This window comes from Chromatiales bacterium 21-64-14 (genome assembly GCA_002255365.1).
In the GTDB taxonomy this organism is placed as follows: domain Bacteria; phylum Pseudomonadota; class Gammaproteobacteria; order 21-64-14; family 21-64-14; genus 21-64-14.
In genome coordinates this window covers 1-14,884 of the sequence record NCBI01000065.1, presented here as the reverse complement: position 1 = coordinate 14,884, position 14,884 = coordinate 1, and the positions used below count along the sequence as shown (strand labels likewise).

Genomic DNA, 14,884 nt, shown 5'->3' with positions numbered 1-14,884 from the left:
CGTACGGCGCACCAGATGAGCGGCGTGCTCGGAGTCGTCGCTCTCATGAATCTCCCAGCCGACAATCTTGCGGCTGTACAGGTCCAGGATCAGGTACAGGTAGAACCAGCGCCCGATCACCGTCGCCGGCAGAAACGTCATGTCCCAGCACCACACTTCGTTAGGACCACTGGCCACATGGGTGGTCGGCGACCGGCAGGGGGGGCACGAACCCAGAGTCCCCCGCTGTCGCGGCGCGCTGGCTCAACGCGACTGGGCCGAGTAGCACAGTGCCCAAATGGCGCCCTGCAGACCAGCACCCTGTTCGCAGATCTATTGAAAAAACCAATAAATTCCGCGGGAAGTAAATCGAGAGATAAAACACTCAACGGGCTGGGGGGTGGCGGATATAATTCAAAAAACGGGTGAGTAGTTACAACGTAAATTCATAAAGTTATACGAACGCTGTCCCCTTCAATGGGTACCAGCAATCCGCTTATATGGCAAGCAAAACCCCTTGGGGTTTCATGCTGCGGAGGCGGCCAATGCAATCTCGCCGCCGGGTAGTGGAAGCAACCGAAACGCGCAAGGTGGTGGTTGCAGATGATCTATGGCCTGCGCACTTCTTGCCAAGCCAGCGAGGCTCCCAAAAAGCGGGGATGGGGCGCTTGTCGGGGTTTGGCGCTGACTAAAGCCAACAAATGTAGGAGGACAGAATATAGTGATGCTAGAGCCAAACAAGGTCTCGCCCCTTTTTAGGGCTGCGTGTTGGGTCTTGGCAAGTGCTCCCTTCTTAGCCGTTTACCGTGCGTTTCAAATGAAGCAGGATGGCCCGTTGTGGGAGTGGATAATCATTGTACCGTTGTTTGTCTTTTGGATTTACTTGTTCGGGTATACGGCGTGGGTGGGGTCCGGCCCGGCGTGGCTAGCCACGTCGCGCAAGAAGGGCAGGAGTTCTCTGGATCCTTCTGACCAATCATGTAAGAAAGACACGCGGTAAATTTACAATCACCTGGGGTTGCCCACGCAGGTCGATGGGCCGCGCACCAGCGTGGATGACGTGACCCGCTTTGCTTACGACAGCCAGGGCGAACTCGCATCCATCACGAATGCGCTGCATCAGGTCTGGCGCGTCACGGCCTAAGACCCGGATGGGCGGCCGTTGTCCATTGTCGGTCCTAACGGCGTCGTGACCACGACGACCGATGGATCGCAACGTATCGCTACAACGCCTTCGGCCTGCGCACCGAGAAGCGCACGCAGGCCGGGACGACGCTCTACCACTACGACCCCCGGGGACGGCTGCTGAGCGAGACCAATGCCGAGGGCCAAGTGCGCCGTGACTACGTCTGGCGCAACCGAGTTCCCGTGGCACAGATCGATCGAGCGGGATACGGCCACGCGTCGAACGGAGATGAGCCTGGCGAGGATACCCGCCCGAACGGCCGGGACCGGGTGTCCTACCTGCACACAGATGGGATCGGCACCGTGCGCCTCGCCACCGACGCCCGCGGGGCGGTGATCTGGCGCTGGGGCGGCGGGGCGTTCGGGGCGAGCGCGCCGACGGGCGGCAAGATAGCGGGCCGTTCCGGGGATGCGGAGGACGGATATCACGCGGCTTCGCGGCCCACGGTGACCATCAACCTGCGATTCCCGGGGCAATAATATGACCGGGAGACGGGGTTCGTGCTTTCCGCCACTATTCCATTTTATTTCAACAGGATATAACTGTTGAAATTGCGACTGGTGTACCACAGAAGTGGTTCAATGACAGGCGATCAGTATCGCCCTCGCCACATGGCGCGGTCAACAGCGCGATGCGGTCGCTGTGTTTGGGGTCGGGTCGGCCATGCCCCCAACAAGCACCTCCGGGAAATCCGGCAGAGGCCCCTACCCTTCAGTATGCCCAATCCTCGTGCATCAACGGCGCCCGGTTCAACTCCTCGCGGTGCAGGCGCCATTGGGGCATCAGCCTGTCCATCCATTCCCGGAACCGGTCGTCGTGGCGGCGCTCGATGAAATGGACCAGCTCGTGCACCAGGATGTACTCGAGGCACGAAACGGGCTTCTTGGCCAATTCCAGGTTCAGCCAGATGCGCCGGGCATCCGCATTGCAGGTGCCCCAGCGCGTCTTCATCTTTTTGATACCCACCTGCCTGGCGCTCACACCCAGCTCGGGTTCCCACTTGGCGAGCAACGGCCCGACCATCTCCCGGAGCCGCCTGCGATACCACGCCTGCAGCACCGCCTCGCGCCTGCCCCGCTCCGCCCCCGGGCGTACCCCCAACTCCAGCGTCGTATTGTTCACCAGCCTGACGGACGCTGCCCCCTGGCGCTCGATCACGTCGAGACGATAGCGCCAACCCAGGAAGTAGTGGCTCTCTCCGGTCACCATTTCCCGCTGTGATTGGCGCTCCTGCTGCCCAAACCGCGCCTGCTGGCGCCGTATCCACGCCAGGCGGGTGGAGACGGCCACACGCACCGCCTCGTCATCCAGACGCAACGGCGCCGCCACTCGCACCCGCCCGGCGGGCGGGTAGACCCCGACATGGAGGTTCTTGATGTCCTTGCGGACGATCTCCACGGGGATGCCGCCGATCTCCATATATTGGCGTTCAGTAGTCACGCTGGGCCTTTACGATCTCGAATAGGGTCGCGGCGAGCGGCTGATCGAGAATCACCGACGCGATCGCGTGATGGACTTCCCGCTCCTTGATACGGTTGCCGCGCCAGTCCGCCTTCTTCACGGCGCGGATCGCGTGGTCCAGCGCTAGGGCAGTCGTCGCGGCAAGATCCCGCTCACGGTCCGCGACCATATCCTCTTGACGCACCCGGGCCTCCAACCCCTCAACCGGCTTTAGGTTGTCGTACAAGGCCCGGCGCGCGGGGCTGTTGATGGGAACCGGGTAATCCCGGGTCTCGGGCTGTCTCACCCGGCGGGTCAGCGCGACGATCTGGGCCAGATAGGCCCGGTAGTCCAGCGCGCCCTGGCGGCGCTGCTCGATCAGCGCGTCGAGCAGCGCGGACATCCGCTCATAGTACTTCGGGTTCACGGCCATCTCGTCGATGATGAGCCGACGGACGTTATTCTCGATGGTCTCGGCCATCGCCTGCCGATTGTTACGCAGCCCCGCCGGAAGTGCCTCGACCGCCGCCGCGCCGCGCTCGACGATCAGCTCCACCAGCGTCCGGTCGTCGAAGGCCGAGAGCTTTTCGCTTTCCTCGGCGCGGATGTAGGTATCGAGCAGGTGGCGCATGGCCGGCTCGTACACCTTCATGTCGACATAGTCGCCGCTCGCGAGCTTGACCTCCTCGCGGACCTTCTCGTAGTGGTCCACCTCCGCCCGGACCGCCCGTATCTCGTCCTCCGAATAACCCGCCTCGGGCATCTCGTTGGCGAGGTTCGCATAGGCCCGCAGCAGCGCTCCCGCCATCTTGTACAGCGCCACCCGCTTCGGCTCGTGGTCCTTGAGTTCCTGCGCATTGCCGCTCTCGGCGGCGCAGAAATAGCGCAGATAGGCGGCCGTATCGCACGGCGGCGCCACCGCCTCGCACAGCGCCTTGATCGCCTCGCGGGTCTCCTCCAGCCGTTCGCGCGCCAGCCCCAGCCGGTCCTTCAATAGGCCATCCACGTCTTCCTTGTCGTAGCCGGCGAAGGCCTCGCCAGTGTAGTCCTTGATCGACTGCTCCAGCGAGCGGAACAGGTCCTTGTAGTCGATGATATAGCCGTATTCCTTGTCCTCGCCGTCCAGCCGGTTGACCCGGCAGATGGCCTGGAACAGGCCATGGTCCTGCATGTGTTTGTCGATATAGAGGTAGGTCGCGGGCGGGGCGTCGAAACCGGTCAGCAGCTTGTCCACCACGATCAGGAGCTTCACCCGCCCGGGCTCGTCGATGAAGCGCCTCTTCATTTCTTGCTCGAACTGCTCCACCTTGTACATGGCCGTATCGATCGGCTCATCGAAGTGTTCGGCCAGCATCTTGCGGTAGACGTTGTATTGCAGCAGCTTCTCGGTCAGTCCCTCGCCGCTGTCCTCCCCCTTGATGTCCGCCGGTCGCGGCTGGTAGGAGGTGATGATGGCGCATTTGCCTTGGAGGTCGGTCCGGTCGAACAGCTCATAGAAGCGGCAGGCGGAGTAGATGCTGTCCGATACCAGCAGGGCGTTACCGTGCCCGCTGCGCAGGCGGTCTCGCGTCTCCATGTCGAGCAGGATATCGGCGGCGATCTTCTCCAGCCGGTCGCGGGCGGAGAGCACCTTCTGCATCGTTCCCCAGCGCTGCTTGAGTTGCGCCTTGGCCACATCGGTCAGTCCGCGGGTCTTCAGATCGAACCACTGATCGACCTTCTCCTGTGAGGTGATGTTCTGGTCGATGTCGCGCGCCTCGTAGCGAAGATCCAGTACCACGCCGTCGCGCACCGCCTCGTCGTACTTGTAGGTATGGATGTACGGCCCGAAGGTCTCGATGGAGCGGCGCTTGTCGCTCTTGAGCAGCGGCGTGCCGGTAAATCCAATCAGCATGGTCTCCGGCAGCAGGGCCTTCATCGCCTCATGCAGTTTGCCGCTCTGTGTGCGGTGGCACTCGTCCACGAAGACGTAGATATCGCCCTTGGCGCGGAACCCCTTGGGCAGGCTCTTTTTGATCTCCTCGACATAGGTCTCGATGTCCTTCTCGCTCATCTCCTCGCCGGTGCCGAACTTGTGGATCAATGAACAGACCAGCCACTCCTCACCGGTGTTCAGCACCCGCACCAGGTCGGCGCCGCTCCGGGTGCGATAGATGCCCTCATTGACCCCCTTGAAGACCTTCTCGATCTGCTCGTCCAGCTCGGTGCGGTCGGTGATGACCAGCACGCGGGCATCGGCGACATGCTCGCGGATCCATTTGGCGAGCCACACCATGATGAGCGACTTGCCGCTGCCCTGGGTATGCCAGAGGATGCCGCCCTCGCGTCGCCGTACGCGCACCTGCGCCGCCCGCACCCCGAAGTACTGGTTGTGACGGCAGGTCTTCTTGTTCCCCGCATCGAACACCATGAAATCGTGGACGATCTCGAGCAGCCGCGCCTTGCGGCAGAGCTGAGACAGCGCGCGCAACAGCGGATTGGCGCCGGCATCCGGATGGGCCTCGGACTCCTTCCAGCGCAGCCAGTATTTTTCCCGCGTCTCGATGACCGCATAGCGCAGCCCCTCGGTGTCATTGCCCGCCAGGACGAGCTGCACCGTGGTATAGAACGGCCGGATGAACTCCTTCTTCTGGCTGTCCCATTGCTGGCGGATGCCCTCGGTCACCGACACGGTGGAGCGCTTCAGCTCCAGCACGCCGAGGGCAATGCCGTTCACATAGAGCACGAGGTCCGGGCGCTTGGTATTGACGCCGCAAACCGTCACCTCCTCGGCGATGGCGAAGTCGTTGTCTTCCGGATGCTCCCAATCCACCAGCCAGACGGTCACGGTCCGCTCGCCCACCTCGGGCCGCACCTTCACCCCGTAGCGCAGCAGGCCGTACACCGCGCGGTTGGCGTCGTAAAGGGTCGCGCTGCCGCCCAGCGCCGCGGCCTTGTTCAGCTCGAACAGGGTCCTCTGGATGATCTTGTCGCCGTGGCCCTGGCGCCGGAGCCAGCGGGACAGCAGGTCTTCCTCGACATTGCTGTTGCCTTCGCGATCCTGCCAGTGGCCAAGGTAAGCGTAGCCGAGCACGTCCCGGAAGAACGCGATCACGCGCCGCTGGGTGAGGATTTCGCGCTGCCCGACACTGCTCATTACGATTCCCTAATTCCGCACTTCGCCCTGGTCCCGGTCATGCTCTTGGGTGAGCAGGTGCATCACCAGCCGCACCATCAGGTCCTTGGCCTTTGGGTCGCTCTCGGCGATCAACAGCGTCAGCGCCGTCAGACCGTTTTCGTCCAGCGTCAGGTGCATGCCCTCCTGGCGCAGGTACAGCAGGAACAGGAAGGCGCCGGAGCGCTTGTTGCCGTCCGTGAACGGATGGTTTTTGATGACGAAATACAGCAGATGGGCGGCGCGCTCCTCGCGGGTCTTGTACAGCGGCTCGCCGAACATCGTCTGCTCGATGTTGCCCAGGATCGCGGCCAGCCCCGCGCCCCGCTCCAGGGCGAACAGTTCGGCGGCCTCGCCCCGGCTTTTCAGTTCAGCGGCCAGGGCATCCAGCGCCCGCCGCGCCGCGTCATAACCCAGCACCCCCCGGGCCGGGCGTGCGCCGGGCGGCGTGCCCAGCCGGCCTTCGTCGTAATCCAGCAGCAGCCGCCAAGTCTTGGCGTAGCGCAGGATCAGCCCCACCACCTCGCGCCCGATGTCGGACACCAGTGCCTGCCGGGTCAGGGTCGAGCCGAGTAGTGCCACGGCCTGTTCCAGTTCGGCCAAACCCTGTTGCGCCAGCCGATGCTCGCTGAGGCTGTAGCCCCGGGTCAGGTGCTCGCGCAGCACCCGGGTGGCCCACTGCCGGAAGTGCACGCCACGCTGGGACTTGACCCGGTAACCCACGGAGATGATGACGTCCAGGTTGTAGTGCTCGACGTCGCGGCGTACCTCACGATTGCCTTCCCGCCGAACTATCCGGAATTTCCGGATAGTTCCCTCCCCCTCCAACTCCCCCTCGGAGAACACGTTGCCGACGTGCTCGTTGATCGTCCGGACATCCTTGTCGAACAACTCGGCCATCTGCCTTTGCGTCAACCAGACCGTCTCGCCTTCCAGGCGAACCTCGACCGGCTGCGCGTCAGACTCAAAAATGACGATGTCGTTCATGCGGTGTCCGTGCGGGCGTCCTGGATCGCCTTGAGCGTCCGGCCGTCCCGGTTTTTCCACGCCATACGTCCGTTGGCGGCGCCGCCGACCAGCACCCCCGCCGCGGTGGACGAAGACGGGAAGCGGTAATCCTGTGCGAACAACAGATGCGCGCCATCCGGCACCAGGACGCCGCGTTCGCAAAGCTGCGCACGCAGATCGCGCATATAGGCATGAATGGAAGCCGTCTCGCTGGCGCGGGCGCGTGAACCCGCGAGCACGATGAAACCATCCCGAACCTCGCGTCCGCGCGCCTCCGCGCCGCGCGCGGACAGGGTCAGCTCATCCGAGGCTTCCGACGCGGCGGTGTCAGCCGCCGCCGCTTCGAAGGCGTCGATCCCGAGCACGCGGTAGATCACCAGCATCTCCGCCAGGAACCACTCGGCATCGGCACGGTCCGCCTCCGATAATGGCGGTTGCGACGGTTCGGCGCCATTATCCAGTTCCCACTGATTGGCCGCCTTGGCCAGCCCGATCAGGCGCGCCTCCAGATACCGCACCACCGCCTTATTGAGGCTTTCGTCGCTGCTGGTGAAGGCCACGAAGCGGGTCCAAAAATCCTTGCGGGTAGCGTGCTGCTTCAAGCGCTCGCGCAAGATGTCAGCCTCGCCCACATACAACCGCTCCGCGCCGCCGTCCCCAGGCCCTAACAACAGATAAACGCCGGGACGGCTCAACTCCTCGCGCCGCAAGGCCTGGCCCGCCTGGGCGCGGCTGGAGACGACCGCACGGCCGACCCAGTTGGACTTGTCGACGATGCGGATGCCTTCCGGTGAGCCGTCGGCCAGAAAAATGCGGATCGAGGTCGGGCGGGCGCTCACGCCGTGACCTCCGATGCGGGGGCTTCCGGTACGACCAGCCGGATACGCCCGGTAAGCAGTTGCTGCATCATGCCCTGTTTGAGGGCGCGGGTCTTGTCGCGGCGGGCTTCGAGGGCGGCGATTTCGGCGTCCATGTCGGAGAGGACGGCGGCGATGGCGGTTTGTTCTTTGGCGTCTGGCAGTCGCATCTCGACACTGGCGATATGTGATCGGTGCGTCGCGTAAACCTTTGTGCCAGCAGCAAGCCGTTTGATCTGTTCTCGGAAAGTAGGGCAAAACTGCAAGTAGGCTTTGAAGCCGTTCGCAAGGATCGCCTTGTCAAATCGGGCCGCAATCGTGTGGAGACCTGCTACAACCTCAATCTCCGGTACGCCTTCAATTTCTAATGACCTACAAACGCCATCCATATCCTCCGATGCATCAGCGAACACCAAGTCGCCATCTTGTAGACGATCGAGTGCGCGAGCACGTTCTTGGGGGAGACTTGGCATCGCCGTCACACGCGGGTTCAAGCGGACGTCATTTGATGTATGGATGTCGCCGTAATGCAAATATTTCACCGGAGCATCCATAGTCAGCTCGGCGCGTGGATTGACGCCATTTCGCAAAAATGTGACGTGATCCCCCAACCGCTTCGTCTCCCACGCCCCGCTGAAACCTGGGAGGCGGGTTTTGCCGGTGAGGAGTTGCTGCATGGCGGCCTGTTTGATGGCACGCTTTTTGGCGATGAGCTTGTCCAGCGCCACCAGCAGGCCATCCACATCCGACAAGGCTTCGGCGATGGCGCGTTGCGCTTCCATCGGGGGGACTTGAATTTTTAAGCTGAACAACGCTGCCTGATTTAAATTAGCCATTGTTGATCCAACGGACGCGTCCTCAATAGCGCCAATCACTCGCTCAGTTGTAAGAACACGCTGAAGAAACTCCGAATCTATTTTCCCAGCACAACGGATAATCAAGGACCCCGTTCCACATACCCAACCAATATGTAGCTGACGAACTACAGCACAACGCCCCATATCACCACGACGCCCGATAACGATGTCATCAACCCTAAATCTAAACACTGTAAGTCGACGAGCAGCCTCTGCAGATATTGACGTTTCTGGGTCGGGGGCTAACTCACCCTCAAGGATATGCATCGGATTAATGAGTGGAGTTCCACCAACTATATAGTCCGACTTATGCAGTGCGCTGCCGAATGGACCGGTCCGAAAAGTAGCAAGGTCACCCAGCTTCTTCACCATCCAATCCTCTGGAATCACCCCCACCTCGGTCCGTTTATATCCCAGAGGCTCCTTCAGGGGATCGATCTCCACCCGATAAGCGCCTGACGCATCCCTGACCTGCATCGCTTCACTGCTCATGCCCACGGCCTCGGTGAGCTTGGCGTAGCGCCTGAAGACCTTGTCGTCCAGCGCGGCCTGGGCATCCTTGACGGCCTTGCTGGCAACGGCTTCGGCCTCGAGGATCTGCTGGCATTGCTTGAGGGCGGCGATTTCTTCATCGTCTTCCGGGGTGGTGGATGCGCTGCGCTTATCCACCCTGCGGGGTGCGATCTCGTTCAGTCGGGCCTTGAGACTGGCCTTGGTGACCTTACCCTTGTCACTTACGGCGTCGCTGAGCAGACCTTCGTCGCCGCTGTGTTCCTCGACGAACGCCTCCATCTCGCGCGCGGCGGTTTCCTGCCGGGCTTGCAGGTCGTCGAGTGCGGTCTGATCCGCGGCGAAGTAGCGCGCGACGATGAGCGCCGGGGGGATGAGGTCCATCCTGTACTTTTTGCGGCCGAGGGTCAGGTCCGGCGTTTCCTTGATCTTGCGTTCCTTGTCGTCAACGATCCCGCGCGGCCTGGCGGCCTCGACCCAGCCGTCGGCGGCGATGAGGTAGACATCGTCCTGCATCGTCTCCGCCCAGTAGTCCATCAGGCGCTGGTAGATGTCGTAGCGGCTGAGCAGGGGCACGTCGGCGAAGCGTACGAGTAGGTCCTCGGCCAACGCGTCGATGACCTGCCGGGGCAGATCATCAACCTTGAGCGCCTGGAGCCGGCCCACATGCGCTTGGCACCAGACCTCGACGATGGCGGTGACCCGCCCGGCGTAGGCGACGAACTCGGGATGGCCAAGGATGGCAAGCTTGACCTGCAGCGCGCCCACGCGTGCCTCGCTGTAACCCGGCCGGGCGTGGTCGCGGAACAGCACCTCGCGCAGGCCGGGAAAGACTCGCCAGTAGGCGGCTAATACACATTCGGGGGCATCGAGGTCGCGGTTGGGGATACCGCCGTTGAGATGCGCGTCGAGGTCGTGCAGGTCCTCCGGCTCGCTGGAATCGATGTAGCGCGGGAGATTGAGGTTGTAGTCGTTGGCTTCGCTTGCGATCTCGCTCACCGGCACCATCCGCGCGTAGCGTGGCACCTCGATCTGGCGACGGAACACGTCCACGATCTTGTGGATGTCCTGCGCGCGCAGGCGGTTCTTGTTGCCGTCCTTCACGAAGCCCTTGCTGGCGTCGATCATGAAGATGGCGCTGCGGGTGGCGGCGTGCTCCTTGTCGATGACCACGATGCAGGCGGGAATGCCGGTGCCGTAGAAAAGGTTGGCGGGCAGGCCGATGATGCCCTTCATGAACCCGCGCCGGACCAGTTCGCGGCGGATGTCGGCCTCCTTGTTGCCGCGAAACAGCACGCCGTGCGGCAGGATGATGGCCCCCTTTCCGGTGCTCTTGAGCGACCGGATGAGGTGCAGGAGGAAGGCGTAGTCGCCATTCTTGGCCGGCGGAATGCCGTACTCGAACCGGCCGAATGCGTCGTGGGTGGGGTCGAGTCCGTGGGACCAGGCCTTGGAGGAGAACGGTGGATTGGCAACGGCGAAGTCGAAGGTCCTGAGGGTGTCGTCGCGGTTCTTGAAGTGCGGGGCGGCCAGCGTGTTGCCGCGCTGCAGATCGGCGGTGGGGTGGCCGTGCAGGATCATGTTCATGCGCGCCAGCGCCCAGGTGGCGAGGTCCATCTCCTGCCCGTAGAGGGCGAGCTTGCCGGTGGCGGCCTGGTCGGCAGCCTTGAGCAACAGCGAGCCCGAGCCGCAGGTGGGGTCGTAGACCGTGGGCTCTTTCAGCTCGCCCGCCCGTTCGAGGCCGATCACCTGCGCGATGATGCGCGAGACCTCGGCCGGGGTGTAGAACTGGCCCTTGCTCTTGCCCGACTCCGTGGCGAAGTGGCGCATCAGGTATTCGTAGGCGTCGCCCAGCAGGTCGTCGCCCTCGGCGCGGTTGGCCCGGAAATCGAGGCCCTCGAAGATGGCCACGAGCTTGGAGAGGCGGTCCTGCATCTCCTTGCCGGCGCCGAGCTTGCCTTCGTCATTAAAATCCGTCTGACCGATGACGTCCTTCAGGTCGTTGGCCTCGGCCAGCCGCCCGATGATCTTGTTGATCTTGTCGCCGATCTCCTTGTCGCCCTTGAGCTTGACCATGTCGGCGAAACCGCCGCCTTCGGGCACCTCGATGAGCGCGCCGGGCTGGCCGGTGTACTTGTCCGACACGTACTTCATGAACAGCAGCGTGAGGACATAGTCCTTGTACTGCGAGGCATCCATGCCGCCGCGCAGCTCGTCGCAGGACTGCCAGAGAGAACTATAGAGTTGGGATTTCTTCAGGGCCATGGGGGTGCTCTCTCCTTAGCGGCGGTGCTCGTCGATCCGCTCGAACAGTTCCCCCACCTCGCAGTCGAACAGCCGACAAAGCTTCTCGACGGCGTCCAGATCGACCCGCCGGGCGGTCTCCTTGTAGAGCAAGGTGATCGTATTGCGATTGAGCCCCGTCTCGCGGGCGACATCCATAATTTTCATCTTATGCTCGCCCATGAAACGGGAGAGGTGGCAGCGGATCATCGGTGGGGCAACCCCAGATTACAATTTGCGATTTAGGATAACACCACATGGAGTACAGTTGAAACGGGGTTGTTGGCGCCGCCGCGGTCGCCCGCTCGCCCTGGCCACTACCTCAGCAGCACCCAAAGCACAACGCGGGAGGTCACGAGATCCGCGGTATGGCCGCTCTGCTCAAGCAACCCGCGGATGCGCGCCTTAAGCGGGCCGATATAGGGACCTAGAAGTCCCGGCTGCACGGTGTCCAGCAGCTGCTCGCTGGCAAGAAGTGCGTAGAGCTCGCTGTCGTTGAACCATAGACCGGGAAGCTGAAACTCCGGTGCGTCGGGCTCGTACCCGTAGCCGTTACGCTCGCGATCGTAGCGGATGGGGGCACCCATGAAGTCACGGAGGTATGCGATATCCCGTACCACCGTGGCACGGGAGGCGTCCAGCTCCTCCATCAGTCTGCGCATCGCGATGGTCCGCCCCCTGCCGAGGACGGCATGCAGCCGGTAGATACGCTCCGCGCGGTTCATTCCGCTTTGACTATGGCTCTATCTTGTTATCATTCGCACAGGCCGAGGACCAGCAAGGTAATGCGCCCGCGGGACCAGCGTACGGATTCTTATTTGATGTGCAAGCCGCAGGGCATCGGCCGGAAATCGGGTTCAAGGATAACGCCAAAATCGGATTGCGTCATTAGCCCCCCGATCCAAGGGAACCGTTCCATCTCACCCGAAGCCAACCCGCGACACTCCCGGAGGGGTGTGGCCCACCCATCACTTGGGGAACCACACCGCGGCACCCTGACTCAGGCGGTCGGGTCTCCAGAGAGCCCGCGAGCGGTTCAACGGCGGAACTCCCAGATCCCATCGGGCTAGGATCGCCGCGGCAAGAATATGCGCTCCCAATCGTCCCGTTGCTGCGGCTCCAGGAACGGATTGGGTTTGGGCATGATGAGCGCATTGGTGACCCGCAGGCGCGGCAGCGTCTTATCGATCCCCTGCCCCAGCTGCGCCTTCAGACGTCGTTTGGACTGGCTGGCTGCGTAGCGGGAAAGCTCGATGAACTGCTGCCGAGCCCCCGTCGCGTACCGGTGGGTCGCCTCGAAGGCGTACAGAAACCGGCGCAGCTCCTGCAGTCGGGCCGGCGCCGGCCGGCTGCTAGTTACGATGGCCTTGATGGCGGCGCGGGCCATGGTCAGCACCTCCTCCTGCAGGGCGGCCCCCACTCGCCACGTGGTGTCCTTATCCGCCCGGGAGGCCCGGATGCAGTAGTCCAGGACCGGCACGGAGGCCTCCCGAAGATCGGTCCAGCACCGTCCAGAATCGTCCCGCGCTACGCGGTGGGCATCGGCGAGGAGGTGGATGATCCGGCCGTGGCGAAGGTAGCTCACCGTCCCGCGTTTGGCCGCCCGGAGAACCCGTCGCTGATGCGGCAGCGCGCGGTAATCGAAGGCCTTCTGGAAGGCCTCGTCCCGGTCCCGAAATGCGAGCAGATCGACGATGTACTCGGCGATCACGCTCTTGAGACCGCCGGTGGCTGCGAGACCGGCCAGGAACGCCACGGAGTCCCCAATCCAGGCCGCGTTACCGGCGCCCGGCAGCCCCCGGGCGTGGCGAATCGCCGCCTCCGGGTCGGCGGCGCCATCGATCCGCTGCATGGCATACCACCATTGTCCGGTCGCCTGCGAGGCGCTGCGGCGAAACCACGTCAGCAGCGTCCCGCGATACCAGCTCGGACGGTAGGTACCATAGCAGCGCTGCTGAAGGATGGGGTACCACCAAACCGCATGGAGGTAGCCCCGGTGGATCAGCTCCCCGATGGCCAGATCGGCGGAGCGTGGGAACCAACGTTGGGTGAGATAGGCCGCCGCGAGCCGCCAAGTCTCACGGGCCAGCACCTCGGCCGGATCCAATTTATGCACGCCCATCGCGAGGGTTCGTTGGGTGCGCTGCAGTGGCTGGAGCCACGGTGGGTCACAAGGCATAAAAACTCCTAATACAATCGTGCGTTAGCACTCCTTATAGGGAGTGGATTTAAAAAAGCGGCAGGGCCGCTTTTTCGAAAGGGTTCGCTATATCAGATGAGGAACGAGTTTCCCGGGGGCCAAGATGCTTCCTCCCGGGAAGCAACAGCTGCCTGCCTTCACACGCAGGTCACAGTTCGACAGAGGGCTCGTCGCGGGTCGCCCCCGCGCCGGTCTGGGCTGCCAGCCCTGACATCGACCTCTGTACGGACTGCGTTCACTGGAGAGCCGGATGCGATCGAAAGACGCCTGTCCGGTTTGGGGACCAGCCCCGGGGAGCCAAGGCGACAGGACGTCGCCGGCGTGACCCGTGGTTGAGTCCACGCGATCGGTGCACGAAGGCATATCGGGCTTCATATCCCGGTTGGTGCCTTAGTGGTATTCACTGCTGCAACACGAATGTGGTGCGCCTGGATAGCAGGCATGAGAACCGCGGGATGCGGGGCGGGACGTGGGCTCGATGAGTCCGCGTGACGTCAGCGCAGATGCCCGGGTGCAGGGGAATAAAGGGTAGCTCCCTATAACCCTCTGCGCTTAGAGCAGGGCATCAAAAGCCGGTAACGGCAGCGCCGTGCGGCCATGGTGACGAGAGGAACCTCCGTTCGAAGTTATGGTGAGTACGTGGGTAGTAAGGCGATCTGTGACACTTCGTAGCCTGAAACCATGCAGGTCGGTGGAAACCGACCTGCATCCAAATCCGGACGGAAAGCGATAGCACAGGAGGCACCGGGTGGCCGTTGGAATACGATCATGGTGGGGTAAGAGCCCACGGCAGCAAACTGATGCATCGGGTGATGCATCAAGGGCTGCCTTTGTGAATCGGGGATGTAACCAGATCGGTACGCCGGTCTGGGCACGGAGGCGTCGTAGTAACCCCCGGAGCTTGACTCCGGCAACGTCATGCGGAGCCCGTGTGAACAGCACGAGCCGAGAGAGGGGCTGGCAACCTCGATCTGTAAGCGAACCCAGGATGCGCCGCTGAAAAGGTGGCGGGGCGAAGGACGCTATGACTGCGTGTGAAAGGATGCCCGGACATGAACCGGGATATGTGCAAATCAGGACATAGGAGATGATGATTTACCCGCCCCCGACAAGGGGGCGGTTCTCCCAAAAGCTGCGATGCGACTTCCTGTTATGGGTCGCGACCCGGTTGCGCGAGTGATGCGGTCACCCCAGGCCTCAGAGATCGCCTACGGCAAACTGCAGCCGCTCGCCGATCCCATAGAACTGCCATTCGTTCGAATGGCTGCTTTACAATCTTGAACCTGCCACACAGGCTATGCGTGCTACTCGGCCAGACCGGACGGTCCGTCTCATTGAAGCGTCCTACTTTTTGAACACCCTTCGTCGCAACTTGAAACTGCAAACTACTGATTCAAAGCCGAGAGATCC

General features: G+C 62.7%; 11 protein-coding genes and 1 pseudogene. 3 read left to right on the top strand and 9 right to left on the bottom strand.

What is annotated here, in order from left to right; genetic code table 11:
- Positions 1-195, bottom strand: a pseudogene (locus B7Z66_15225) (hypothetical protein).
- A gap of 508 nt (positions 196-703) precedes the next feature.
- Between B7Z66_15225 and B7Z66_15220 the strand changes: the two are divergent.
- From B7Z66_15220 to B7Z66_15210, 3 genes are all read left to right on the top strand, one after another.
- Positions 704-979, top strand: coding sequence for a hypothetical protein (locus B7Z66_15220; GenBank protein ID OYV74816.1), 276 nt, complete (start codon positions 704-706; stop codon positions 977-979).
- Positions 980-1,123, top strand: a complete 144-nt coding sequence (locus B7Z66_15215) for a hypothetical protein (protein OYV74815.1) — start codon at positions 980-982, stop codon at positions 1,121-1,123.
- A 65-nt stretch (positions 1,124-1,188) separates the two neighbouring features.
- Entirely contained in the window at positions 1,189-1,644 is a 456-nt protein-coding gene (locus B7Z66_15210; GenBank protein OYV74817.1) for a hypothetical protein, read from the top strand.
- Positions 1,645-1,876: 232 nt separating this feature from the next.
- Here the strand turns inward: B7Z66_15210 and B7Z66_15205 are convergent, their stop codons facing one another.
- The 8 genes from B7Z66_15205 to B7Z66_15170 all read right to left on the bottom strand — a co-directional run bounded on the left by B7Z66_15205 (position 1,877) and on the right by B7Z66_15170 (position 13,396).
- Positions 1,877-2,584, bottom strand: coding sequence for a metal-dependent hydrolase (locus B7Z66_15205; GenBank protein OYV74814.1), 708 nt, complete (start codon positions 2,582-2,584; stop codon positions 1,877-1,879).
- A 10-nt stretch (positions 2,585-2,594) separates the two neighbouring features.
- The gene (locus tag B7Z66_15200; GenBank protein ID OYV74813.1) at positions 2,595-5,741 is read right to left on the bottom strand and encodes a restriction endonuclease subunit R; all 3,147 of its coding nucleotides are present in this window, start codon (positions 5,739-5,741) and stop codon (positions 2,595-2,597) included.
- A gap of 9 nt (positions 5,742-5,750) precedes the next feature.
- Positions 5,751-6,746, bottom strand: coding sequence for a hypothetical protein (locus B7Z66_15195; protein OYV74812.1), 996 nt, complete (start codon positions 6,744-6,746; stop codon positions 5,751-5,753).
- Positions 6,743-7,606 carry a hypothetical protein gene (locus B7Z66_15190; GenBank protein OYV74811.1) on the bottom strand — a complete coding sequence of 288 codons (864 nt, stop codon included), beginning with the start codon at positions 7,604-7,606 and terminating at the stop codon, positions 6,743-6,745. Before B7Z66_15190 ends, B7Z66_15195 begins: the two co-directional genes overlap by 4 nt.
- Positions 7,603-11,256: a hypothetical protein gene (locus B7Z66_15185; GenBank protein ID OYV74810.1), complete on the bottom strand. Its 3,654-nt coding sequence runs from the start codon at positions 11,254-11,256 to the stop codon at positions 7,603-7,605. The genes B7Z66_15190 and B7Z66_15185 overlap by 4 nt, the downstream gene beginning before the upstream one ends.
- Before the next feature lie 15 nt (positions 11,257-11,271).
- A complete protein-coding gene (locus B7Z66_15180) occupies positions 11,272-11,484 on the bottom strand; it encodes an XRE family transcriptional regulator (protein ID OYV74809.1) in 213 nt (70 codons plus the stop codon).
- 107 nt (positions 11,485-11,591) lie between these two features.
- On the bottom strand, positions 11,592-11,999 hold the full coding sequence (locus B7Z66_15175) for a hypothetical protein (GenBank protein OYV74808.1): 408 nt from the start codon (positions 11,997-11,999) through the stop codon (positions 11,592-11,594).
- Positions 12,000-12,340: 341 nt separating this feature from the next.
- The gene (locus tag B7Z66_15170) at positions 12,341-13,396 is read right to left on the bottom strand and encodes a hypothetical protein (protein OYV74807.1); all 1,056 of its coding nucleotides are present in this window, start codon (positions 13,394-13,396) and stop codon (positions 12,341-12,343) included.
- Positions 13,397-14,884 lie beyond the last annotated feature (1,488 nt).

Bases quoted from the DNA above. Each gene is read 5' to 3' on its own strand.
- B7Z66_15220 (OYV74816.1), top strand. From the start codon at position 704: ATGCTAGAGCCAAACAAGGTCTCGCCCCTTTTTAGGGCTGCGTGTTGG.
- B7Z66_15205 (OYV74814.1), bottom strand. From the start codon at position 2,584: ATGGAGATCGGCGGCATCCCCGTGGAGATCGTCCGCAAGGACATCAAG.
- B7Z66_15200 (OYV74813.1), bottom strand. From the start codon at position 5,741: ATGAGCAGTGTCGGGCAGCGCGAAATCCTCACCCAGCGGCGCGTGATC.
- B7Z66_15195 (OYV74812.1), bottom strand. From the start codon at position 6,746: ATGAACGACATCGTCATTTTTGAGTCTGACGCGCAGCCGGTCGAGGTT.
- B7Z66_15185 (OYV74810.1), bottom strand. From the start codon at position 11,256: ATGGCCCTGAAGAAATCCCAACTCTATAGTTCTCTCTGGCAGTCCTGC.
- B7Z66_15180 (OYV74809.1), bottom strand. From the start codon at position 11,484: ATGATCCGCTGCCACCTCTCCCGTTTCATGGGCGAGCATAAGATGAAA.
- B7Z66_15175 (OYV74808.1), bottom strand. From the start codon at position 11,999: ATGAACCGCGCGGAGCGTATCTACCGGCTGCATGCCGTCCTCGGCAGG.
- B7Z66_15170 (OYV74807.1), bottom strand. From the start codon at position 13,396: ATGGGCGTGCATAAATTGGATCCGGCCGAGGTGCTGGCCCGTGAGACT.